This window comes from Streptomyces sp. MST-110588 (genome assembly GCF_022695595.1).
Lineage (GTDB): Bacteria > Actinomycetota > Actinomycetes > Streptomycetales > Streptomycetaceae > Streptomyces.
In genome coordinates this window covers 5,800,047-5,823,073 of record NZ_CP074380.1, presented here as the reverse complement: position 1 = coordinate 5,823,073, position 23,027 = coordinate 5,800,047, and the positions used below count along the sequence as shown (strand labels likewise).

Annotated in this window: 15 protein-coding genes and 2 pseudogenes; 10 read left to right on the top strand and 7 right to left on the bottom strand. The window is 73.8% G+C overall.

Translation table 11 applies throughout. The features are described from left to right. Positions 1 to 5: 5 nt before the first annotated feature. From KGS77_RS25450 to KGS77_RS25415, 8 genes and pseudogenes are all read left to right on the top strand, one after another. Positions 6 to 731 (top strand): class I SAM-dependent methyltransferase, encoded by a 726-nt coding sequence (locus tag KGS77_RS25450; protein ID WP_242585311.1) that lies wholly within the window; start codon positions 6 to 8, stop codon positions 729 to 731. Further along, positions 728 to 5,308: an alpha-(1->3)-arabinofuranosyltransferase family protein gene (locus KGS77_RS25445; protein WP_242585309.1), complete on the top strand. Its 4,581-nt coding sequence runs from the start codon at positions 728 to 730 to the stop codon at positions 5,306 to 5,308. Before KGS77_RS25450 ends, KGS77_RS25445 begins: the two co-directional genes overlap by 4 nt. Beyond that, a complete protein-coding gene (locus KGS77_RS25440) occupies positions 5,305 to 6,900 on the top strand; it encodes a condensation protein (protein ID WP_242585307.1) in 1,596 nt (531 codons plus the stop codon). Before KGS77_RS25445 ends, KGS77_RS25440 begins: the two co-directional genes overlap by 4 nt. Positions 6,901 to 7,045: 145 nt before the next feature. Continuing rightward, the gene (locus KGS77_RS25435; protein WP_242585305.1) at positions 7,046 to 7,666 is read left to right on the top strand and encodes a class I SAM-dependent methyltransferase; all 621 of its coding nucleotides are present in this window, start codon (positions 7,046 to 7,048) and stop codon (positions 7,664 to 7,666) included. Between the two features lie 4 nt (positions 7,667 to 7,670). After that, positions 7,671 to 8,636, top strand: coding sequence for a DMT family transporter (locus KGS77_RS25430; protein WP_242585303.1), 966 nt, complete (start codon positions 7,671 to 7,673; stop codon positions 8,634 to 8,636). Continuing rightward, a pseudogene (locus KGS77_RS25425) lies at positions 8,633 to 8,833 on the top strand (Trm112 family protein); the annotation flags it as partial. The gene KGS77_RS25430 and the pseudogene KGS77_RS25425, both read left to right, overlap by 4 nt. Positions 8,834 to 9,030: 197 nt before the next feature. After that, entirely contained in the window at positions 9,031 to 9,933 is a 903-nt protein-coding gene (locus tag KGS77_RS25420) for an FkbM family methyltransferase (RefSeq protein WP_242585301.1), read from the top strand. Next, positions 9,917 to 10,513 (top strand): hypothetical protein, encoded by a 597-nt coding sequence (locus KGS77_RS25415; protein ID WP_242585300.1) that lies wholly within the window; start codon positions 9,917 to 9,919, stop codon positions 10,511 to 10,513. The genes KGS77_RS25420 and KGS77_RS25415 overlap by 17 nt, the downstream gene beginning before the upstream one ends. A 443-nt stretch (positions 10,514 to 10,956) precedes the next feature. Here KGS77_RS25415 and KGS77_RS25410 read toward each other — a convergent pair whose 3' ends face one another. Together KGS77_RS25410 and KGS77_RS25405 are read right to left on the bottom strand one after the other, a co-directional pair. Next, positions 10,957 to 11,898, bottom strand: a complete 942-nt coding sequence (locus tag KGS77_RS25410) for an SDR family NAD(P)-dependent oxidoreductase (RefSeq protein WP_242585298.1) — start codon at positions 11,896 to 11,898, stop codon at positions 10,957 to 10,959. A gap of 210 nt (positions 11,899 to 12,108) precedes the next feature. Further along, the gene (locus KGS77_RS25405) at positions 12,109 to 14,550 is read right to left on the bottom strand and encodes an excinuclease ABC subunit UvrA (protein ID WP_242585296.1); all 2,442 of its coding nucleotides are present in this window, start codon (positions 14,548 to 14,550) and stop codon (positions 12,109 to 12,111) included. 63 nt (positions 14,551 to 14,613) lie between these two features. Between KGS77_RS25405 and KGS77_RS25400 the strand changes: the two genes are divergently transcribed. Both KGS77_RS25400 and KGS77_RS25395 read left to right on the top strand, forming a co-directional pair. Next, positions 14,614 to 15,630, top strand: coding sequence for a YafY family protein (locus KGS77_RS25400; protein ID WP_242585294.1), 1,017 nt, complete (start codon positions 14,614 to 14,616; stop codon positions 15,628 to 15,630). An 81-nt stretch (positions 15,631 to 15,711) separates the two neighbouring features. After that, complete coding sequence (locus tag KGS77_RS25395; protein WP_242585292.1) at positions 15,712 to 16,743, top strand: rod shape-determining protein; 1,032 nt, start codon at positions 15,712 to 15,714, stop codon at positions 16,741 to 16,743. 174 nt (positions 16,744 to 16,917) lie between these two features. On the opposite strand, the gene KGS77_RS25390 is transcribed toward KGS77_RS25395, so the two are convergent. The 5 genes and pseudogenes from KGS77_RS25390 to KGS77_RS25370 form a co-directional block, all read right to left on the bottom strand. Continuing rightward, positions 16,918 to 17,514, bottom strand: a complete 597-nt coding sequence (locus KGS77_RS25390) for a histidine phosphatase family protein (RefSeq protein ID WP_242585291.1) — start codon at positions 17,512 to 17,514, stop codon at positions 16,918 to 16,920. Beyond that, the gene (trxA, locus tag KGS77_RS25385) at positions 17,507 to 17,935 is read right to left on the bottom strand and encodes a thioredoxin (RefSeq protein ID WP_242585289.1); all 429 of its coding nucleotides are present in this window, start codon (positions 17,933 to 17,935) and stop codon (positions 17,507 to 17,509) included. Before trxA ends, KGS77_RS25390 begins: the two co-directional genes overlap by 8 nt. Before the next feature lie 280 nt (positions 17,936 to 18,215). Then, positions 18,216 to 20,632, bottom strand: a pseudogene (locus KGS77_RS25380) (collagenase). Between the two features lie 249 nt (positions 20,633 to 20,881). Beyond that, entirely contained in the window at positions 20,882 to 21,574 is a 693-nt protein-coding gene (locus KGS77_RS25375) for a GntR family transcriptional regulator (protein ID WP_242585287.1), read from the bottom strand. A gap of 101 nt (positions 21,575 to 21,675) precedes the next feature. After that, the gene (locus KGS77_RS25370) at positions 21,676 to 23,004 is read right to left on the bottom strand and encodes a hypothetical protein (protein WP_242585285.1); all 1,329 of its coding nucleotides are present in this window, start codon (positions 23,002 to 23,004) and stop codon (positions 21,676 to 21,678) included. Positions 23,005 to 23,027: the final 23 nt, after the last annotated feature.

Here is a 23,027-nt window from a genome sequence, read left to right as displayed (position 1 = left end):
CGACGGTGCGGGACCCCTCGCTGCGCAGATCCCTCACCCTCTTCCGGGCGTTCCTGCATGAACAGCAGGACCCCGAGCGGTGTTACGGGCTGCTGGCGCGCGACGCCGCCGACCAGGTCGAGCGGTACGCGCCGCTGAAGGGCGCGGTGGTCGCCGACATCGGCGGCGGCAGCGGTCACTTCACCGAGGAGTTCCGCCGCCGCGGCGCGCGAAGCTGGCTCTTCGAACCGGACCTGCGGGAGCTCAGTGCCCGCGGCCGGCCGCCGTACGGCGCCGTCCTGGCCGACGGCTATCTCCTGCCCCTGGCCGACGGCGCCGCCGACGTCTGCTTCTCCTCCAACGTCCTGGAGCACGTCGCGGACCCGCGGACCTTCCTCAGCGAGATGGTGCGGGTCACCCGGCCCGGCGGACTGATCTACCTGGCCTTCACCAACTGGCTCTCGCCCTGGGGCGGCCACGAGACCGCGCCGTGGCACTACCTGGGCGCGCACCGGGCCCGCGAACGCTACCGGCGGCGTACGGGGCGCGAGGCCAAACACACCCTGGGAGTGAATCTTTTCGCCGTGCACATAGGGCCGGTGCTGCGCCACGTACGCGCCCGCGAGGACGTACACATCCTGACGGCCCGCTCCCGTTACGCGCCGTGCTTCGCCCAGACCATCCCCCGCCTGCCGGGCGTACGCGAAGTCGCCACCTGGAACCTCCTCCTCATCCTCCGGCGGTTGCCATGACCCAGACCCTCGATCTGTCCGGATCACCGGGATCGCCCGAGCCCGGGGACAGGCCGGCGCCGGCGCCCGCCGCCCCGCCGCCCGACCGGCCGCGCGGCAGACGCTGGCTGCTGGTGTTCTGGGCCGCCACCCTCGCCTGCCTGGCGGGAACCTCGCTGGGGCGGATGACCTTCGAGACGAAGCTGGGGGTGACCACCGATCCCTGGAAGTTCCTGAGCGACCTGGGGCAGTTGTGGCACGACCGGCGCGGCTTCGGCGGCATCTCCGACCAGTACATCGGCTACGCCTTCCCGACCCTGCCGTACTACGGCCTCACCGACCTCCTGCACATCCCCGTCTGGTTCGCCGAGCGGCTGTGGATGTCGATCGTCGTCACCACCGCCTTCTGGGGCGCGCTGCGGCTGGCCGAGCGGCTGCGCGCCGGCACACCGCCCACCCGGCTGATGGCCGCCGCCGCGTACGCCCTGTGGCCGGTCTTCACCATCGTCGTCGGCTCCACCACCGCCGCCGCCCTGCCCGGCGCGCTGCTCCCCTGGGTGCTGCTGCCGCTCACCAACCACCGCGTCACCGCGCGCCTGGCGGCCACCCGCTCGGCGCTGCTGATCCCCTTCATGGGCGGCGTCAACGCGGCCTCGACGCTGGCCTCGCTGCTCCCGGTCCTGCTGTACGTGCTCACGCGTACGGGGCCACGGCGCCCGGCGCTGCTGGCCTGGTGGCTGCCCGGCGTCGTACTGGCCACCGCGTGGTGGGTGGTGCCGCTGCTGCTGCTCGGGGTGTACGGCGAGAACTTCATGCCGTACATCGAGCAGGCGAACACCACCACCGGCACCATGTCGGCGACCGAACTGCTGCGCGGCGCGGGCAACTGGGTCGCCTATCTGAACTTCGGCGAGCCGTGGCTGACGGCCGGCTGGACGATGGTGGCCGGCGCGCTCACCGTCGCCGGGACGGCGCTGGCCGCCGGGCTGGGGCTGGCCGGGCTGGCCCGCCGGGACGTACCGGAGCGGCGCTGGCTGGTGCTGACCGTCCTGGTCGTGGCGGGCCTGACCCTGGCGGGGTACGCCGGCGCGCTGGGCGCCCCCTTCCACGGGGTGTGGCAGGACTGGCTCAACGGCTGGCTCCAGCCCTTCCGCAACATCTACAAGTTCCAGCCGGGCCTGGCGCTGGCCCTGGCACTGGGCCTGGCGCACCTGACCTCCGTGGCCTCCCTGGCGGCCGTCCGCCGCACCGCCCGCCCGCTGCCCGGCCGCCTGGTGCCGCCGCTGGCCGCGCTGCTGGTCCTGCCCGCGCTGGCGTGGCCGTACCTCAACGGCACCGTGCTGCAGTCCGGGTCGTTCGAAAAGCTGCCGTCGTACTGGTCGCGGACCGCCGACTGGCTCAAGAAGCACACCCCCGACAACCGCGCGCTGGTCGTACCCGCCACCGCCCACGGCATCTACACCTGGGGCTCCCCCATCGACGAGCCGCTGGACGTCCTGGCCGGATCCCGGTGGGCGCAGCGGGACTTCGTGCCGTTCGGCACGCCGGGGGTGCAGCGCGCCATGGACGCCGTCGAGCAGGCGCTGATGTCCGGCGGGACGGTCCCGGGCCTGCGGGACTTCCTGGCCCGGGCCGGCATCTACAACGTCGTCGTACGCAACGACCTGGACCCGGACCAGATCGGCTACGTACCGCCGGGAACCGTCCGGCAGACCCTGGAGGCGTCCGGCTACCGAAAGGTGGCGGGCTTCGGGGAGCCGGTGACCGGCGGGCGCATCCCGCAGGACACCCCGGTCCAGGTCCAGGGCCTGTACCCGCGCCCGCGCGCGGTGGAGATCTACGAGCCCCAGGACACCCCGCGCCCCGGCCCGGTCACCGCCAGGACCGCGGCCGACACCGCCGTCCTCAGCGGCGGCCCCGAAGCACTCCTCCCGCTCTCCGCCGACCCCTCGCTGCGGGACCGGCCGACCGTACTGACCGGCGACAACCACCCCGGTGTGGGCACACCGCCGCTCCAGCTCACCGCGGACGGCCTGCGCCGCGCCGACACCCGCTTCGGCCTGGTCAACAACAACACCTCGTACACCTACACCGCGAAGGAGCGCAATCACCCCGGCAGCGTGCAGGACCCCGGGCGCCCGCCCCGCCAGCTCCTGCCGACGCAGGGCACCGGCCACCAGACCACGGCGGTGCTGCGCGGCGCTTCCTCCGTGACCGCCTCCACCAGCGGCAACTGGCTCTTCCACCTGCCCCAGTACGACCCGGTGAACGCCTTCGACGGCCAGGCGGACACCGCCTGGGCCGAGGGCAGCGCCGGCCGGCCCGTCGGACAGTGGGTGCGGATCGATTTCACCCGGCCCCTCACGCTGCCTTCCTCGCTGTCCCTGACGCCGCTGCCCGGTGACGGGATGCGGCCGGCACCCACCTCCGTACGCGTCCAGAGCGACCGGGGCAGCGCCGTCAGCACCCTGCGGCCGGACGGCACCGAGCAGCGGGTCGCCGCGCCCGCCGGACCGGCCAGGTGGCTGAAGATCACCATCCTGGGCGCGCAGACGCCGCGCGCCGGGCTGTCCGGCGCAGGCTTCTCGGAGATCTCCGTACCCGGTGTCCGGGTGACCCGGCTGCTGAACCTGCCCACCGACGCGGTGCGCTCCGGCGCGCCCGCCGAAACCGTCTCGCTGCACCGCGGCAGCGACCCGGGCGGCCTCTCGCCGGTCTCCGCCGAGACGGGGCTGCACCGCCAGTTCCGTACGGCCGCCGAAGCACCGTACAAGGTATCCGGCAGCGCCCTGCCGGTGCCCGGTGCCGCGCTGGACCGGCTGCTGGACCGGGTCGCGCCGGAGCAGCGCGAGAAGATCACCGTCACCGCCGACTCCACCGGCTTCGGCTTCGGCCCCTCCATCACCCCCCGCAACCTGGTCGACGGCGATCTGACCACCGCCTGGATCGCGGGCGGCAAACCGACGCTGCACCTGCGCTGGCCGGGGAAGCGGGCCATCGACCAGATCGTGCTGGCCGCCGCCGGCGGCCTGTCCACCCGGCCCGAGCAGATCCTGATCAACTCGCCCGACGGGGCCGCGACCGCCGCCGTCGACGAGAACGGCCAGGCCCGCTTCGACCCCATCACCACCGACCGCCTGGACATCACCATCAGCAAGGCCGCCCCGCTGACCCTGCACAACCCGGTCGCGGGGGAGCCGCTCCAGCTCCCCGTGGGGCTCAGCGAGGTCTACCTCCCGGCGCTGGCACAGCTCCGCACCCCGCCGCCCGACGACACCGCGCGCTTCACGCTCCCCTGCGGTCAGGGGCCGGTGCTGACCGTGGACGGCGAGCCGCACGCCACCCGGGCCTCCGGGTACGTCCGTGATCTGACCGAACGCCGCCCGGTGAAGGTCGAGTTGTGCGCGGGCCCGGGCGAGGGCGGGAAGCTGACGCTGCCCGCCGGGCAGCACCGGGTGGAATCCGGTGACCGGGGTCCGCTGGCGCTGACGGACCTCACCCTGGGCCGGGGACAGGCCGCCGCGACCGCCACCGAGGGGCGCGAGGTCACCGCCCGGGACTGGGCGGGCGACCGCCGCACCGTACAGGTCGGTTCCGGCCGGGCGGTGTACCTCCAGACGTACGAGAACGCCAACGACGGCTGGCACGCCACCCTCAACGGCCGTGAGCTGACACCGGTGCGGCTGGACGGCTGGCAGCAGGGCTTCCTGGTGCCGGCGGGCGAGGGCGGCCCGGTCCGGCTCACCTACGAGCCGTCCAACGTCTATGACCTGGGGCTGTTCGGCGGGGTGCTCGGCATCGTCCTCCTCATCGGGTCCGCCCTCGTACGGCGCGGATCCACCGCGCCCGAGCCGCCGGTGCCGCCCGCGCCCTCCTGGGTGCTGGGCGTCCTGGCGCCGACGGCGGTGATGGTCGTGGCCGCCGGTCCGTACGCGGTGATCGTGCCGCTGCTGGCGGTCCTGGCCCGCTTCCGGCCCGTCCTGCTGGCGCCCCTGGCGCTGCTGGGCATGGTGGGCGCCGGCATCACGGCGGCGCTCGGCGCGGGCGAACCGGCCGCCGGCGGCCAGGGCGCGTTCAGCGGCGTGGCGCAGGGGCTGGCCCTGCTGGCGCTGGCGGCGGCGGTGGTCACCGTACCGCCTCCGGGGGCCTTCGTCCGGCGACGGGCGGCGGGTGAGGCGTCCTCGGGCCCGCCCCTGGCCGAGGAGCGGACCGCCGGGTACGAGGAGGAACGGCCGTCTGCCGGGTACGGCGGTCCCGGCGGCGAGGGAGAGCCGGCCGGATCCGGCGGGGAACGGCCTGCCGGGTACGGCGGCCCCGGCGGCGGGAGACAGCCCGGTGGACCCGGCGGGGAAGAGCCGCCCGGACCTGGCGGGGAACCGGCGCCGGGACCCGGCGGGGAACCACCGACCGGACCTGGCGGGAAAGAGCCGTCCGGGCCGGACAGCGAACCACCGCCCGGGCCCGGCGGGAAGAAGCCGGCCGGCCCGGGCGCGGAACCACCCTCCGGACCGGGCGCGCAACAGCCGTCCGGCCCCGGCGGGGAACCGCCGCCCCGGCGCGGCGACAAGGACAGCAGCGGGGAGGAACCCACTCGATGACCGCACTGCAACCGGCACAGCAGGGGCCGACCGGTGACGGCGGCGGTACCGTCACCGGCGAGGGAACGCCGCGCGCGCCCGTCCCCGGGCCCGCCGGCGGATCCGGTGACGGCCCGGGTGGTGATCGTGTGGAGGAGACCGGTGCCGGACCGGCCGCGGCCGTACGGCGGATTCCCTTCCCGGTCGTGGACGAGATCGCCCGGCACTGCCTCCAGGAGGAGGAGCCGGAGACCGTCCACATCGAGGTGCACCTGCCCGGCCGCCTCGACCACGAACGGCTGCGCGCGGCCTTCCGGGAGGCGCTGTGCCGCCATCCGCGCATCCTGATGCGGCAGGCGCCGGTCCGCTGGTGGCGCCGGCGTTACGAGTGGGAGCTGACCGGCGTCCCGGACACCGACCCGGTGTCCTTCCCGCCGCCGCGCCCGGACGCGCTCGTACGGGCCCGGGAGCGCGCCCTGACCCACTGCCCGCCGCTGGAGACCTCCCCGCCCGTACGTCTGGAGGTGGTGGAACAGCCGGGGCCGTCCGGGCCCGCACCGGAGGGTGCGTACGCGGACGGCGGGAGCGTGCTGATGCTGACCATCAACCACACCGCGCTGGACGGCCCGGCCACTTTGCGCGTGCTCGCGACCGCCGCCGAACTGTACGGCGGCGCCCAGCACCCCCCGGCACCGCCGCCCGTGCGCGCCCCCCAGGCCCCGGCGAGCGGCGCGGAACCGGTACCGGCCGCGCCGTCCGGCGGGCCCTGGCCGGTCCGCCCCGCCAGGATCGCCGCCGACAGCCGGCACCCCTTCGAGGGCAACGGCATGCTGGTCGTCGAACTGCCCGTCCCGGCCCGCCCGCCCCGTACGGACGGCCGCGCCCCCTACACCGTCAACGACCAACTGCTGGTCGCCACCTGCCTGATGGTGGCCCGCTGGAACCATCTGCACGACCGTCCCACCGCGCCCGTCGTGGTCACCATGCCCGTCGACGACCGTCCGCGCGGCACCGACATGCCCATCGGCAACGGCACCCGGCTGGTCTCGGTCGGCTTCGGCCCGGAGGAACGGCAGGACGCCACGCTGCTGACCGCCGACCCCCCGGACCCCGACGCCGTCGCCCGCCTGCTGCGCCGCACCGCCGCCCGTACCCGCTCCCTGAAGTCCGCGCCCGGCTCCCAGCTCGGCCTGACCGGCGCGCTGCTGACCGCCCCCGTACTGCCCGTCGGGCTGCGCGGGGCTCTCACCAGGGCGCTGCGGCGCGCCGCCGCCCCGTGGACCTCCACCACCCTCCTGTCCAACATCGGCCGCATCCCCTACCCGCTGGACTTCGGCGAGGCGGGCCGTCCGACCGCCGTGTGGTTCTCCGCACCGGCCCGGATGCCCCGGGGGCTGACCGTGACCACGGCCTCGGTGGGCGGCCGGATCCAGCTCGCCCTGCGCTGGTCGAGGACCCTTCTGGACGACGAGGCCGGGGTCCAGCTCCTGGCCCTGTTCGAACAGTCGCTGGCCGCCACGGCCTGGACCGCGCCCGGGAACGGGAACGGAAGCAGGAACGGAAACGGAAACGGCACCCAGGAGCCCGGGGGGTTTTCCGGGGGCGCCTCATGACGGGCCGCCAGGCCATCGCCCCCGTGGCCCCTGCCACCGCCCCCGCACCCTCCGGGACTTCTACGAGGACCCCGGCGTCCCGGTCGCCTCGGGGGCCGCCCGCAGCCGCCGGCAGGCGCTGCTGCTGGCCCGCGCCCTGGGGCCGGTGCCTCCGGGCGCGTCCGGCGCCACCGTCCTGGACATCGGCTGCGGCGACGGCACCGCCGCCGCCACCGCGGCGGACGTCCTGGCCGGCCACCGGATCGTCGGCGTCGACTGGTCGCAGGACGCGCTGCGCCGTGCCGCCTCCCGCCTGCCGCACACCGTACGCGGCGAACTGACCGGCGGCGGCCTGCCGCTGGCCACCGCGTCCGCCGACGCGGTCCTGTTCAGCGAGGTCATCGAGCACCTCGTCGACCCCGACGCGGCCCTGGACGAACTGCGCCGGGTGCTGCGGCCCGGCGGACACCTGATGCTCTCCACGCCCAACCTCGCCGCCTGGTACAACCGCGGACTGCTCCTCGCGGGGATCCAGCCGGTCTTCTCGGAGGTGAGCATGCGACACATCCACGGCCGGCCCGGCACCCAGGTCGTCGGCCATCTGCGCCTGTACACCGCGCGGGCGCTGCGCGGCTTCCTGACGGCCGCCGGCTTCGACATCGTACGGCTGGCGGGGGCGCCCTACCACGACGTGCCGCGCCCGCTGCGGCCCCTGGACCGGGCCGCCTGCCACGTCCCCTCGCTGGCCTCCATCCTGCTGGCGCACGCCCGGCGGAGAAGGGAGTAGGGCGGTGCTGTGGTGGGGCGTGGCGTCCGCGCTGCTCGCCAACGTCCTGTACAGCACGGGTTTCGTCCTGGAGAAGCGCGCCCTGTCCGCCCTGCCCGCGCTGGACACCCGACGGCCCGCCCGGGTCGTACGGCACTTGCTGAGCAGTCCGCTGTGGGTCGGCGGATCGCTGGCCCTGGCCGCCGGGTTCGCCGCGCAGCTCGCCGTCTACCGGACCCTGCCCATCGCCGCCGCTCAGGGCATCTTCGTCTCCGGACTGGTCCTGCTCCTGCTGCTGTCCTCACTCGTCCTGGGCGAGCGGACCAGCGGGCGCGAGCGGCAGGGCATCGCGGCGATCCTCCTCGCGCTGGGCATGGTCATCGCCTCGCTCCAGGGGAACGGCGCCGCCTCGGTCACCCGTACCGCCGAGACGGGCCCGCTGCTCGCCGTCACCCTGCCGTCGCTGGCGGCCGGGCTGTGGCTGTACGGGGCGACGGAGCGGCGCGCCCGGCGCCGGCACCGCCAGCCGCCGACGGGCGTGGCCTACGGCGTGGCCGTCGGGCTGCTGTACGGCGTCAGTTCGCTGGCCATCAAGGGCGTCTCCGGCATGCTCACCACCCACGACCTGGGCAACGCCGCGCTGGCCCTGTTCACCTCGCCCTACCCCTACCTGCTGGTGTTCACGGGAGCCAGTGGCCTGGTGCTGTCGCAGACGGCGCTCCAGCGCTGCCGGGCCTCCCTGATCGTGCCCGTCTGCACCACCGTCACCTGTGTCTTCACCGTGGCCTGCGGCACGGCCGCCTTCGGCGAGCCGCTGCCCGCCGACCCGCTGCGCCTGGCACTGCGGCTGGGCGGCACGGCGGTCGCCGTGTGCGTCCTGCTGGCGCTGCCCCGCCAGGACGAGCCGGCCGCCGCACCCGCGCGTCCCGACGGACCCGCGGGCGAAGACGGGGACGGACACCCGGAAGCCTCCGAGGAGCTGACGCCATGAAGCCCGACGACCCGCTGCTGAAGATCCTGGCCTGTCCGATCGACAAGGGGCCGCTGTCCCTGCTCGCCTCCCAGGACCTTCTCTACAACCCGCGGCTGCGGCGCCGTTACCCGATCGTGGACGGCATCCCCCAGCTCCTGCCGTCCTGCGGGGAGCAGGTCGGTGACGCGGAGCACGAGGAGATCACGCGCCGGCTGGCGGCGGAGCAGGAGGCCGACGCGGGCACGGCGGAGCAGGAGGCCGACGCGAGCACGACGGAACGGGAGGCGGCCGTCGGCACGGCGAAGCGGGAGGCGGCCGTGGACCCCGCCGGGGGCGCGGTGGCGGGCCGGGACACCCGCGAGGACACCGCCACCGCCACCACAGGCCGCCCGGACCGGCCACGGGAGCGGCCATGACCCTCGCCGCCCGGCTGGGCCCCCACCTGCCGCCCCGCCTGATCGCCGCCGTCGCCGCCCGCGTCTACCCGCGCTTCGAGCCCGAGCTGGGCCGGCTCGCCGACTTCCTCGCGCCCGGCGGCACGGCGGTCGACGTCGGCGGCTGGTACGGGCCGTGGACCTGGCACCTGGCGCGGCGCGCGGACCGGGTGGTGACCGTGGAGCCCGTACCGCACCTCGCCCGTCTGATCGCCTCGGTCACCCCCGCGCACGTCGAGGTCGTGGCCGCCGCCGCGAGCGACCACTCGGGCACCGCGACGCTGTGGCTGCCGCCCGGCGGCCGGGGGGACCGCGGGGTCTCCTCCCTCGTACGCCGCGAGCTCCACCAGGAATCCCTTCAGGTGCCCGCTCTGACGCTGGATGAGCTGAAGCTGTCCGCCGTCACCCTGATCAAGATCGACGTGGACGGCGGCGAACTCGCCGTGCTGCGCGGCTGCGAGCGCACCGTCATGCGCGACCGCCCGGCCCTCTTCGTCGAGCTGGAGACCCGTATCCAGCCGCTGGACCCGGTGCTGGCGTGGACGGCCGGCCACGGCTACCGCGGCTGGGTGCTGCCGCGTGACCACTGGGTGCCGCTGGCCGACTTCGACCTGGCCGCCCACCAGTCGCGCGTCTGTCACGTCGCCGAACACGGCCTGCTGCGGCGCTCCGTCGCCCCGCACCGCCGCTACGTCAACTCCGTGCTGTTCCTCCCCGAGGGCCGCCGCCCCGGCGCCCCCACCGGCGCTCACCTCCCTGGCCGTACCCGCATCCGCACCCGCGTCCGAGCCCGCATCCGTCCCCGCGCCCGCACCCGTGGCCGTGGCCGTGCCCCGGGCCGCGCGCTGCGCGACGATGTCCCCCATGGCCCCGACCACTGACCCCACCGGCACCGCCCCCACCCCGTCCGGCCCGGTCGCCTTCCAGCTCGTCCTGCTGCGCCGGATGGCCGACCACCAGCCCGGTCTCGTCCAGGACGCGCTGCGCAGGCTGAACGTCTCCCGGGCCGACATGCGGGAGGCCAACCGCCGCTGGCAGGCGTGGGCGCACTCACCGCGCTCGCGCGGCCCGCTGGCGCGCTACCGCTCGCTGCTCGGTACGCCGGAGGCGACCGGCACCCGGCGCGTCGGCGACCTGACCTGCCGGGCCCTGACCTGGCCGGTTCCTCTGTGGCCCGACCTGCGCTTCGAGGTCTGGAGCACCGAGCAGGGCGCGGTGTGGAACGAGGCGCTGGTACGGGCCGCCGGCGCCCCGGGCCCCGCGCTGCGGACGACGGCAGACCTCACCCCCTGGTCCTGCACGATCGATGAGGCGGCCCGGGCCTTCGCCCCCGCCCGCCCGCTGGAGGGCACCGCCCCCACCCGCTGGCGGCTGGCCTTCACCGCCCCCGGCCCCGACGGCGCCCCGCGGGACGTCGTCGCGGAGTTCACCTGGGGCCTGCTCCAGCGCGTCATGGACTGAGCGCCCGGCCCGGCCCAAGGGCCACTGTTCGGCCGGAGTGCGGCGGTAAGTTGTTCCGATGCCCGATGCCCGATGCCCTGCCGCCCGGTGGTGCTGTCCTGGATGCGGACGAACTGGCTGCCCGATGGGCTGATGCCTGGCGGCCGGAACAGGTCGCGGAGCGATTGCGCGGAGTCGGCGCGCCCTGGTGCGTCGTGGCAGGGCGGGCGCTGGACCTGTTCCGCGGAAGGCGATGTCCGGGATGCATGCGTTCGAGCCACCCGCCGAGAACCTCGCGCCGCGCCCGGCCCGGCAGCGGCAGGACCCCGGCGAAGTCCGCGTGGTCCTTGGGCCGTGTCGCCTTCGACCGGCGGGGCCGTGACGCGGGCCTGTCCGGTCCCTGCCGTCGCGCGGTGGCCGGGTCCGGCCGGCGCACGCCTGTCCGAGCCGTTCGCAGCCGGCAGCTATCCGAAGAGGGTGCCGGGGTCGGCGCCGGTCAGGTCAACGCTCGCCTCCCACAGCCGCGCCGCGACGAAGGGGTCGGCGAGGTGGTTCCACACCGGTTCGCGCCGGGGCTCGCCCCGCAGGCCGAAGACGCGCGGTCCCCACATCTGGCCTCCCCGCACGGCCGGGTCGAGCACCGCCCGGACCGCGGGCCACGCGCCGGCGTGCTTGCCCTGGAGGAGGAGGGCCGCGGGTGCCGCGCCCAGCCGTGCGCCGGCGGTTGGTACGTGCACCGGTGGCCGTGGCGGGGTGAGGGAGTCCAGCGCGCCGCCGGGGTGGACCACCACGCTCGCCACCGTGCTGCCGGCGGCACGCAGGCGGCGGTCGAGTTCGACGCCGAAGTACATCTGTGCCAGTTTGGAGCGTCCGTAAGTGCGCTTGGGCCGGTAGTCCTCGCGGGTCTGCAGGTCGTCCAGGTCGAGCCGCTCGGACTTCGCCGCGAAGCTGCCCATGGTCACCACGCGGGCCGCCGGCGCGGCCGACAGCAGCGGCATCAGCCACCGGGTCAGGGCGAAGTGCCCGAGGTGGTTGGTGCCGAACATCAGCTCGTGGCCGTCCCCGGTCTCCTTGCGCGGCGGGTCGTCCAGCGCGACGCCGGCGTTGTGGACCACCGCGTCCAGGCGTTCCACCCCCAGCGATTCCACCGCTGCCCCGAGCGAGGGGAGGTCGGCGAGGTCCAGTCGTACGGCCCGCACCCGTGCGCCGGGGACGCGCGACCGGATCGAGGCCGTGGCGGCCCGGGCCCTGGCAGGATCCCGGCTGCCGAGTACGACGGTGGCTCCGGTCGCCGACAACTGCTCCGCGACGAAGTACCCGATGCCGGCGTTGCCGCCGGTGACCAGGAAGACACGGCCGTCGGCAGCCGGCAGTCGCCGGACGTTCCAGGGCGTGGTGGGCGGCATCGCGACAGGGCTCCCTTGCTGTTGGAGGCGGCTGCTCCCTCGGCAACCGGCGCCCACGGTTCCAGCGGCCACCGACACCTCGCCTACGGATCACCGACAGTCCCGCCGGGCGGCCGGCATCCTGCCGACGGGCCCGCCTTCCTGGACGTTGCCCCGCACCGGACAAGGGCGCCCGGACCGCGCCGTGGGCCGGTCAGGCGCACCGCCCGTTCACGCGGCCCCCGCCCGTACACCGTCCCCTACGTCCGGTCCCTCCCGTACATCCCGTACGTCCTGGAGTGATGCGCGCAGGCACCGGGCCGTCACCGACCCGCGGGCCCGCAGCAGCTCGGCCGGGGTGCCGGTGAAGACGATCTCGCCGCCCCGCTTGCCGCCGTCGGGGCCCAGATCCACCACCCAGTCCGCCCGTTTGACCACATCGAGGTCGTGCTCGACGACCAGGACGGTGTTGCCGGCGTCCACCAGCCGGTCCAGCAGGTCCACCAGCCCGTCCACGTCCGCCATGTGCAGGCCGGTGGTGGGCTCGTCCAGGATGTACACGCTGCCCGTGCGGCGCAGGTGGGTGGCGAGCTTGAGGCGCTGCCGTTCGCCGCCGGACAGCGAGGCGACCGGCTGCCCCAGCGTCACATAGCCCAGGCCCACCTCGACCAGGGTGGTCAGCTCCCGCCGTACCGACTCCTCCCACTCCCCGGTCCGCTCCGGGCCGTCCGGCTCCGGTGCCGCGCCGCCCCGTCCGAAGAAGCCGACCGCCTCCTCCGCCGTCAGCTCCAGCACGTCCGCCACCGACTTCCCCCGTACGGTCAGCGCCAGCACCTCCTGCTTGAAGCGCCGCCCCCCGCACGCCTGGCAGACGGTCGTCACCGGGTCCATGAACGCCAGGTCGGTGTGGAGCTCCCCGCGCCCGCGGCAGCGCTCGCACGCCCCTTCGGAGTTGAAGCTGAACAGCCCGGCCGGCACGCCGTTCGCCCGGCCGAAGATCCGGCGGATCGCGTCCATCACCCCCAGGTAGGTGGCCGGGGTGGAGCGCGCCGACGCCCCGATCGCCCGCTGCCCGATGACCACCGCCTCCGGGTGGGCGCCGGCGAACGCCTCGGTGACCAGCGTGCTCTTGCCGGATCCGGCCACTCCCGTGACGGCCGTGAGTACCCCCACCGGCACCGAGAACGTCACGTTCTTCAGGTTGTGCAGGGACACCTCCCGCACGGTCAGCCAGTCCCGCGGCTCGCGGAAGTCCCGCTTGACCGGCACCCGGCGGCGCAGCGCGCGCCCCGTCACCGTCCCGGACTGCGCCAGCCGCTGCACCGTCCCCTCGAACACGACGTGTCCGCCGTGGGTGCCCGCCCCCGGCCCCATGTCCACCACGTGGTCCGCGATCGTGATCACGTCCCGGTCGTGCTCGACGACCAGCACCGTGTTGCCCTTGTCCCGCAGCCGGATCAGCAGGTCGTTGAGCCGGCCGACGTCCCGCGGGTGCAGTCCGGTGCTCGGCTCGTCGAAGATGTACGTCATCCCCGTCAGGCTGCTGCCCAGGTGCCGCACCATCTTCAGCCGCTGTCCCTCGCCGCCGGACAGCGTCGTGGTGGGCCGGTCCAGGCTCAGGTACTCCAGCCCGATCCCCACCACCCGCTCCAGCGCGGCGATCGCCTGCCGTGCGATCGGCCGGCCCACCGGGTCGTCGATGCCGCGCAGCACGGTGATCAGGTCCGTGGCCTCCAGCGCCGACATCTGCGCGATGCCCAGGCCCGCCACCCGGGTCCTGCGGGCCGCCTCGTTCAGCCGTTCCCCCTCGCAGCCCGGGCACGTCCCCTCGGTCACGAAGCCGCGTACGACCTCGCGGAAGGTTTCGTCGAGCGCCGACAGGTCCCGTTTGACGTACCGGCGCTCGAAGTTCTCCACCAGTCCTTCGTAGGTGTTCGTAAAGCCCTTGTCGCCGCGCCTGACCTTGAACCCCTTGCCGTGCAGCAGCAGTTGCCACTCCTTGTCGCTGTATCGCTCCAGTGGCTTGTCGGGGTCGAACAGGCCGGAGGTGGCGTAGATCTGCCAGCCGGCCGTGCCGACGGCGAGCGGCGGGAAGAGGAGGGCGCCGTCGTTCAGCGACCGGCTGGTGTCCAGGTAGCGGTCCAGGTCCAGGCGTACGGTCCGACCCAGTCCGTCGCACTGCGGGCACATGCCCGCGGGGTCGTTGAAGGAGTAGGCGGTGGCCTCGCCGGCGCCCGGGGTCCCGCAGCGTGAGAAGAGCACCCGCAGTACGGAGTAGATGTCGGTCATCGTGCCGACCGTGGAGCGGGCGTTGCCGCCGATGGGCCGCTGGTCGACGACGATCGCCGGGGTCAGCCGTTCCATGGCCGCCGCCTCGGGGCGCTCGTGCTTGGGAAGCCGGCTGCGGATGAACCAGGGGTAGGTCTCGTTGAGCTGGCGCTGTGACTCCACCGCCACCGTGTCGAAGACCACCGAGGACTTGCCCGACCCGGACACCCCGGTGAAGACGGTGATGCAGCCTTTGGGGATCTCCAGGGAGATGTCCTTGAGGTTGTGCACCCGGGCCCCGGTGATCAGGATGCCGTCCCCGGTGGCTCCGCCGGTCCCTTCGCCCGGCGCCCGCCGGTCACCGCCGTGCCGTGTGGTGTGCCTCTTGTCGCTCTGTCGTCCCATACCGCCGAGGCTAGGAACGAACTAGGCCAGGAAACGGCCGCCTTCTGCGGCATTCTGGGCCGTATGAGCGTCACCGCCCCCGCCCGCCTCCTCAAGCTCCTGACGCTGCTCCAGACGGGTCGCGAACGGACCGGCGCCGAGCTGTCCGAGCAGCTCGGCGTCAGCCCCCGTACGGTCCGCCGGGACATCGAACGGCTGCGGGAGCTGGGCTACCCCGTGGATGCGACGATCGGGGCGATCGGCGGCTACCGGCTGGCGTCGGGCGCCGCCATGCCCCCGCTCCTCCTGGACGACGACGAGGCCGTGGCCATCGCCATCGGCCTGCACACCGCGGCGAGCGGCGCGGTCACCGGCGTGGCGGAGACCTCCGTACGGGCCCTGGCCAAGCTCGAACAGGTGCTCCCCGACCGGCTGCGGCAGCGCGTGAGCGCCCTCCAGGAAGCCACCGTCCCCCTCTACGGCCTGCTCACCGCCGGCGGCGAGGCGCCTCTCACCGACCCGGCCGTCCTGGCCGCGCTGGCCACGGCCTGCCGCCGGGGTGAGCGGCTGCGCTTCGCCTACCGGGCCCGGGACGGGGCCTCCAGCCGCCGGCACACCGAGCCGTACCGCCTGGTCAGCGCCGATCGCCGGTGGTACCTGGTGGCGTACGACCTGGACCGCGCAAACTGGCGGACCTTCCGCGCCGACCGCGTCACCGACCCGCTGCCGACCGGTGCGCGCGCGGTGCCCGGCCGCCGCCCGCCGGCCCCCGACGCCGCCGCCTTCGTCGCCGAGTCCGTCATCAGCCACCGCGCCCGGCACCGGGCCCTGGTCACCCTGCACACCACCGTCGAGGACGCGGCCGGCCGGCTGCCGCCGGGCAGCGGCCTGCTGGAGCCGCTCACCGAGGACACCTGTCTGCTGCGGACCGGGGGTGACGCGCTGGACTGGCTGGCGTTCCGGCTCGCCCTGCTCGGTGTGCCCTTCGAGGTCCACGAACCCGCCGAACTGGTCGCCTGTTTGCGTGAACTGGGCACCCGTATGGTGCACGCCTCGCGCGGCGCGCCGTCCCCCAACCGGACCTGTCGAGGCGGCATCTGACGCTCCGTACCCCCAAAATGGCCGACGAGTGGCCTGCCGTGGCCGCCCGCCCCACACCGGCCCCTCGGGGAGGAACCCTCCATGACCCTCAGCCTGGCGCAGTTGCACCGTTGTTCGGTCGCCGTCGACCTCGGCGCGGCCCGCACCAGGGTGTACGTCAAGAACATGGGCCTGGTCGTCGACGAGCCGACCGTCGCGGCCGTCAACGTCCGCTCCGGCGCGCTGATCGCCGTGGGCGCGGAGGCCGAGGTCATGGACGGACGCACGCCCGAGCACATCCGTGTCGTCCGCCCGGTGTGCGGCGGCACCGTCGTGGACATCGACATGGCGCAGCGGCTGCTGCGCCATCTGGTCGGCGACAAGCTGCGCAGGACCTGGCGGCGCCGGCCCTCCCTGCGGGCCGCGGTCTGTCTCCCGTACGGCAGCGAGCCGCTGGCCCAGCGAGCCGCCGTGGAGACCCTCAGCGGACTGGGGGCGCGCCGGGTGGAACTGGTGGACACGCTGGTCGCGGCGGCGGTGGGCTGCGGGCTCCCGGTGGAGTACCCGGAAGCGACGATGATCGTGGTGTGCGGCGCGGGGACCACGGAGGTGGCGGTTCTCTCGCTGGGCTCGATCGTGGCCGCGCAGAGTGTCCCGGTGGGCGGTGACGCCATCGACCACGCGGTGGTCCAGCACCTGCGGCAGCACCACGCCCTGATGGTGCCGAGCCAGGCCGTACGGCCGCTGCACGTGATGCTGAGCGAGGAGGCCGGGCCGGCGCCCTGCTCGACGGAGGTGCACGGCCGGGACGTGGTCAGCGGCCGGGCCCGCTCGGTCCTGGTGGACACCGAGCGGGTGCGCAACGCCATCCACACGCCGATGACGGGCATCTTGGACGGCATCGGCTCGGTGCTGCGCCGCTGCCCGCCCGACCTGGTGGCCGACCTGGGCGAGCGCGGCATCATGCTGGCGGGCGGCAGTGCGCTGGTCCCCGGCCTGGAGCCGATGATCCGCCGGGGGACGGCCATGCCGGTGCACCTCGCCCATGAGCCGGGCATCTGCGCGGTCAAGGGGCTGGGGGCGATGATCGAGGGCAAGGTGGAACCCCTGCACCTCGATCCGATGGCGCCCTGAGCGGGCAGCGGCGTACGGGCGCGGGACCGGGCCGTACGCACTCAGAACGGAGTACGGGCGTACGGGCGCGGGACCGGCCGCGGACTCACAACAGCGTACGGACGTACGGGCGCGGGTTCGGGGCCGTACGGACCCGGAGCCCGTACGGCCCCGCAGCACCCATATGGGGTGGGGTCACAGCGACCGTGCGTTCCAGGCCACCACCGCGGGGCGCCCGTGCTCCGTCCCCAGCACGCCCACCGCACCGGTCTCGAAGGTGAAGTGCGCGCCGGCCGACGGGTCGAGCCCCAGCCGCCTGGCCGCCAGCACCCGCAGGAAGTGCGCGTGCCCCACCAGCACCACATCTCCCCCGCCGGTTTCCAGCAGCGGCGCGATCCGGGCCAGCACCCGGTCGGCACGCGCCCCGACCTGCGCGGGTGACTCGCCCGGGTGATCGGCCGGTCCGGCCTCGACGCCGTCCCGGAAGAGGAACCAGCCGGGCCGGGTCCGGTGGATCTCGGCGGTGGTGACGCCTTCGTAGCCGCCGTAGTCCCACTCCCGCAGGTCGGGGTCGACCGTCGGGTCGGGCAGGCCGGCCAGCTCTGCGGTGCGCAGCGCCCGCGTCATGGGGCTGGCGAACACCGCGCCGGTCTTCCGGCCCGAGAGCAGCGGGCGCAGCGCGCGGGCCTGCTCCTCGCCGTCGGCGGTCAGCCGCAGGTCCGTCCAGCTCGTGTGCTGCCCCGTCAGGCTCCACGCGGTCTCGCCGTGCCGGACCAGCAGCAGGTCACTCACCGCCGTCCTGCGCTCCCTGCCGGTCCTGCCCCTGCTGCTGGGCCTCCTGCTGCTGCGCCTCCTGCTGGGCCTGGGCGACCGAGGCGCGTACCTCGTCCATGTCCAGGTTGCGGGCCTGTCCGATGACGTCCTCCAGCGCGCTTTCCGGCAGCGCGCCGGGCTGGGCGAAGACCGCGATGTTGTCGCGGATGATCATCAGCGTGGGGATCGAGCGGATCTCGAAGGCGCTCGCCAGCTCGGGCTGTGCCTCGGTGTCGACCTTGGCGAAGACCAGGTCCTGGTGCTTGTCGGAGGACCGCTCGAAGACCGGGCCGAACTGCTTGCACGGGCCGCACCACCCGGCCCAGAAGTCGATCAGTACGAAGTCGTTGCCGGAGACGACCTCGTCGAAGTTTTCCTTGGTGAGCTCTACGGTGCTCATACGTACGTCCCTGCTTCCGGTTCCGGTCTGTCTTCGGTCCTGCCGCGGTAACCCGGGCACCCCCGGAGGTATTCCACGAAGGTGCCCCTTCCGGGCCCCCGGGAGGGAGCACCGCAACGCCGTACACCATGGGCGGCACCCACGGCGTACGGCGGAGGTGTCCCGCGAGCCGGACCGTCCCGCACCCCTGCCCAGCAATCCACGGTCCAGTCATCCCGACCGGGATGACTTTCACCGATCTCCACGGGCCGGGCCGGCCGGCGGGCGCGGTCGGCCGGTGTCAGCCGCGCAGCGGTCCGTCGCAGGTGAAGGGGGCCGTGCCGGCCCGGCCGTCCGTCCAGATCTGCACGGCGCCGAAGGAGCAGTTCATGTCGGCGAGGTTGTTCGCGGCGGGCTTGGCGCGGTCCAGGACGAAGTAGTCGACCGTCTCGGACATGTCCGCGAAGACCTTGTCGGGGTTGCGGGCGTCGGTGAGGCTGGCGGTGATACGGCCCGTGCAGGTGAAGCGGGGCCGTCCCGCCGTGTCACCGTTCGTACCGCATTCGGGGTGATCCCGGTGGCCGTGGTGAACGCGGAGCGGACCTCGGCGGCCGTGGAGTACCGGAGCGAGCCGACGGGCGTGAAGGTGGTGTCGGGTACGTACAGGTCCCCCACCTGGGCGATCTGCGCGTCGAGGAAGGCGTCGTACTCCCGCTGGAGGCCCGTGTCGGAGCCGGTACGGGTGCGCCAGGCGTCGAAGCCGGACGGGTTGTCGGCGCGCTGGTAGCCGTACATCTCACGGAGCATCGAGGGGTGGCGCTGCCACAGGAACTCGAAGAAGGTGCCCGCGTAGTTGTAGAAGCGGAAGCCGTCACCGTCGTAGGTGGCGTGCAGCATCCGGTTGACGCTCATCCGCGGGCCGCCCCCAGCGGTGTCCGCGATGATGCCCTTGACCAGGGACTTGCGTACCTTGACCCCGTCATCGCGGGTGGCCCCGTCGAAGAACTCGGCGGTGCCCTCGTCCATCGCGGTCGTCAGGTCGCCCGTGTACCAGGGGCCCTCGCCGAAGCTGCCGGGGACCGCCCAGCGCCCGTTGAGGTAGTGGGTGTACTCGTGCCGGAAGAGCTCTTCGAGGGTGAGGGAGGAGTCCTGCGGGACACGCCGCTGGTAGGTGTAGAAGGTCGCGCCCTTCTCGATGTAGACGCCGCCGTTGTTGGTGCCCATGCCGGTGAGCAGCGGGTGCATCACCTCGTACTGTGCGCGGGAGGCGTACAGGTGGGTGTGCAGGGTGGTGTTGGTGTCGCCGGCCAGCGGGACGTCGGTCCCCAGCACGCGGAAGAAGTGGGCCCGTACCTGCTTGGCGGCGTAGTAGAGCTGGTCGACGGTGGCCCGGTCCAGCGCCGTACGGACCACGAGGGCGCCCTTGTCGTACGAGTACGTGTTCGGGAAGATCCGCTTCTCGATCTGGGCCGTACAGACCCCGTACGTGGCGCAGACCCCGTAGAAGTTGAGCCAGGAGGCGACGGCCGCCCAGGGGGCGCCGAAGTTCCCGAAGTTCTTCTCGGCCACCGGCAGCAGCCGGCCCAGGTCGCTGACGATGCCGTCCTTGAGCCCGTCGATCTGCCCGAAGCGGCCGTACTCGCTGAGCGCGTCACGGACCGTCCAGGCGTTGACCGTGCCCTTGAGGTGGAGGTGACCGGAGAAGGCCCGGAAGGCCGCGCGGTAGTCGGCGTCGGCCGCCGCCGCCCGGTGGAAGGCCGCGTCCTTGTTGCCGGGGTAGATCCCCAGGTAGTTCACGGACAGCGCGGCGAGCACCGCCCCGCCCCAGGAGGCGTCGGTCGCGGTCGGCCGCCCGGCCGCCATGGTGGACAGCACCCGCTTGATCAGCGCGAGCTGGTGCTGGCGCAGTCCGGCGGAACTGGCGGTGGTCAGCGCCTCGCGCAGCGCCTCGGCGTTGGCCCGGGTGACGTCGAACGTACGGTCCGCGGTGCCGAAGGCGGCGACGGCGCGGCGCATCGCCTCGACGGTGGCCGGGTCGGTGAGGTCGATCTCCTGCCGCGAGAAGTCGTGGTAGACCGCCGCGTGCAGATAGGTGAACAGCTCGGTCAGATGGCTGCTGTTCCTGCCGTCGTGCCGGGGCGCCAGCGCGCTGATCCGAGCGGCCACGGCCTGCACATGGGCCCGGGACAGCACCGGGACGAGCCGGGCGTCCCACGTCCAGATCAGCCCGCGCAGACAGCCGTCCGCGGTGACGGCGGGGTCGGCGAGGAAGTCCGCCAGGCGCTCGGGGTCCAGACGGGTGATCCCGTCCAGCGTGCACGGCACGCTCCCGCCCAGCGCCCGTACGCCCGGATCGCCGCCCGCCTTCCCCCGGTCGGGCAGCCGCCCCACGCCCTGGGAGATGTCCCCGGGAACGCGCCCCCGGGCGATCAGCCCGCCGCCGGGCCCCAGGTCCCGGGCCGCCGGCTTCGGGGCCCGCGCCACCCGGTCGGCCACGTCGAAGTGCCCACGGCCCTTCTCGGGCGGATCGGCGGCCCGGGCCACGGCGGCGGCCGGGGCGGCGGCGGCCGAAGCAGCGATGGCGGCCGGGGCCGCAGGACGGACGTGCGCGGGCGGCGACGCGGCCTGAGCCGCCGGAAACGCCGAGAACGCCACACAGACCGACAGACCGACAGCGCCCAGACACCTGCGCACGGTACCGGTACGTATTGAGGACATCGATCACTCCTGCCGAGGGGGTGGGCGACGCGCGTGCCCTCAACCGCGTCTGCACGCGCGTCAGTTGACGTGCCATCAGCTCCAGGTGCGACCTGCGCCCCGTACCTTAGTAATGTGACATTGCACTGACAATAAGCGCGTCACCCCTTTACCACCGGGCCCACCACCGGCCCACCGCACCGCCCCCGAAGCAGCCCCACGGCCCACAGCGCCCGTAGCGCCCCGGCGGCAGCCGCACCATCCGTACGGCTACGACCCAGCGGCGGCCCCGCCCTCCCGAGCGGCCCGCGCCCACAACGACCTGACATGCCCCAGATGCCGTGCCATGCACGCCTGGGCCCCTTCAGCGTCACCCGCGAGTGCCAGGTCCAGCAACTCCACGTGCTCCCGCGCCGAGGGCAGCAGCTCCCCCCGCTCGTCCAGCCGGGTCAGCCCGTAGAGCCGCGACCGCTTGCGCAGCTCCCCCACGGCCTCCACCAGCCGCTCATTCCCGCTGAGCCCCAGCAGTCCCAGATGGAAGCGCCGGTCGGCCTCCAGATAACCGATGAGGTCATGCTCCCGCGCCGCCGAAACGATCTCCTCGGCCACCGGCCGCAACGCCGCGAGCTGCTCCCGGGACGCCGTACGCGCCACCCGCCCCACCGTGGGCACCTCGATCAGCGCCCGTATCTCCGCGAACTGGTCAAGGTCCCGCTCACTCACCTCGGTGATCCGGAACCCTTTGTTCCGTACGGGCTCCACCAGTCCCTCACGCACCAGATCGAGCATCGCCTCCCGCACGGGCGTCGGCGACACCCCGAAGTCCGCCGCCAGCGCCGGCGCCGAATACACCGACCCGGGCCGCAGCTCCCCCGCGATCAAAGCCGCCCGCAGCGCATGCCCCACCTTGTCCCGCAGCCGCTCCTGCCCCCCGACCGGCCCCCGGTACCTGAACTCACCCACAGTCCCCCGCCTCCGTCCCCAGGTGGGCTCCCACCGTACAAGTACCCCACAGAGCAGCCCATCCGCCGCCCAGGAGCTCACCCGGCCGCCTCGACGACCGGCTACATCGCGGCGATCAGGTGATCGTCGAGGTCCCCCGCCCACCGCTCGTGCCGCCAAGGCCCAAGCTCGTCCCGAGCCGTACGCAAGCGCAGCATCGCCACCCGGCTGCCCGTGCCTGCCGCCGCGTCCACGCAGTGATGCAGCAACGCGGCGGCGTCCTGCGGGGCGCCGAGGCGGATCCGGGCCAGCGCCTGGTCGGTCGAGATGATCGCCGCTTGAATCCGCTCACGCGGTGCGACGAGCGCGTTGGCCGCCCGCTCGAAGTGATCGTGTGCTGCCGCGGCATCGCCGACGAACAGGTTGCAGACCCCTTCGAACCCGCGAAGGTGGTCCTCCGAGAAGCTTGCCGAAGACGGGTCCCCTCTGTGATCGCCGTCCATGTCGTACCAGGACAGGGCCAAGGCGGCCTGAGCGTGTCGCCGGGATCCGGACCGTGCGGCGATCTCCGCCTGCAAGGCATGGGCACGCGCCCGGACCGTGACGCTGTCACCGCTGCGCGCGTCCCGTACCGCCGCGTCCACGATCGTACGTGCACCGTCCACCCCCGATGTGTACAGCGTGACCAGAGCACTGCTCATGAGAACCGCCGAACGACGCCACGCGGAGAGGCGGCCGGCCACATCGGTGGCCGCGCGGTAGAAAGCGAGGGAGGCGCCGTCGTCACGGGTCTCGAACGCCAGGCGGGCTGCGAGCTTGTACGCCTGCGCCGCTGTCGTGCGCAGATCCGACAGCAGCGGCGGCGCCACCGCACCACTGAGCAGCTTCTGACATGCCTGCACAACAGGGCTCAGCAGCAGCTGCAGCCGTACGAAAGGTACCGATCCGACCTCGGCGTCGACGGCCGCGACAGCCCCCTTCAGTACCCTGACGAGTTCGTCGTCGACGCGCCCCGGATCGGCGAGCGCGTCCGCCAAAGACACGTTGGCCGTCGGTCCGAGAAGAGCGAGGAGCCCGGCCCCTCTTTCGGGGCCCGCGCGCATCATCAGCGTCCGCAACTCGGCGAGCCGACGCTCGGCGACGCCGAACCGGCTCAACGCGCCGAGCAGTTCCGCGAAGTCGCTCCCCGGCCCGACCGCGTACCCGGACGACGTGCGCGCGTAGACGTGAGCGAGGAGCAGTTGATAGCGCTCACCCGGAAGGCTGAAACCGGTGGCACTCTCCCACCGGGCGACCGACCGCTGCACGCTGGTGACACCGGGAAGAGCCGGCAGCCCCAGGCCGGAGGCCGTGTCGATGAGCGCCTTGGCCATGTCGGAAAGGGACCAACCACGCGACAGCCGGAGCCTTTTGAGGACGGCCGCGCCGACGCGCTGGTCCTGCGTACTCATACGTCTCATCATGCCTGGTCCCG

What these genes read in the sequence shown, in the direction of transcription:
- KGS77_RS25410 (WP_242585298.1), bottom strand. Translation starts at nt 11,898, where the DNA reads ATGCCGCCCACCACGCCCTGGAACGTCCGGCGACTGCCGGCTGCCGAC.
- KGS77_RS25405 (WP_242585296.1), bottom strand. Translation starts at nt 14,550, where the DNA reads ATGGGACGACAGAGCGACAAGAGGCACACCACACGGCACGGCGGTGAC.
- KGS77_RS25370 (WP_242585285.1), bottom strand. Translation starts at nt 23,004, where the DNA reads ATGAGTACGCAGGACCAGCGCGTCGGCGCGGCCGTCCTCAAAAGGCTC.
- KGS77_RS25415 (WP_242585300.1), top strand. Translation starts at nt 9,917, where the DNA reads ATGGCCCCGACCACTGACCCCACCGGCACCGCCCCCACCCCGTCCGGC.
- KGS77_RS25400 (WP_242585294.1), top strand. Translation starts at nt 14,614, where the DNA reads ATGAGCGTCACCGCCCCCGCCCGCCTCCTCAAGCTCCTGACGCTGCTC.
- KGS77_RS25440 (WP_242585307.1), top strand. Translation starts at nt 5,305, where the DNA reads ATGACCGCACTGCAACCGGCACAGCAGGGGCCGACCGGTGACGGCGGC.
- KGS77_RS25395 (WP_242585292.1), top strand. Translation starts at nt 15,712, where the DNA reads ATGACCCTCAGCCTGGCGCAGTTGCACCGTTGTTCGGTCGCCGTCGAC.
- KGS77_RS25420 (WP_242585301.1), top strand. Translation starts at nt 9,031, where the DNA reads ATGACCCTCGCCGCCCGGCTGGGCCCCCACCTGCCGCCCCGCCTGATC.
- trxA (WP_242585289.1), bottom strand. Translation starts at nt 17,935, where the DNA reads ATGAGCACCGTAGAGCTCACCAAGGAAAACTTCGACGAGGTCGTCTCC.
- KGS77_RS25445 (WP_242585309.1), top strand. Translation starts at nt 728, where the DNA reads ATGACCCAGACCCTCGATCTGTCCGGATCACCGGGATCGCCCGAGCCC.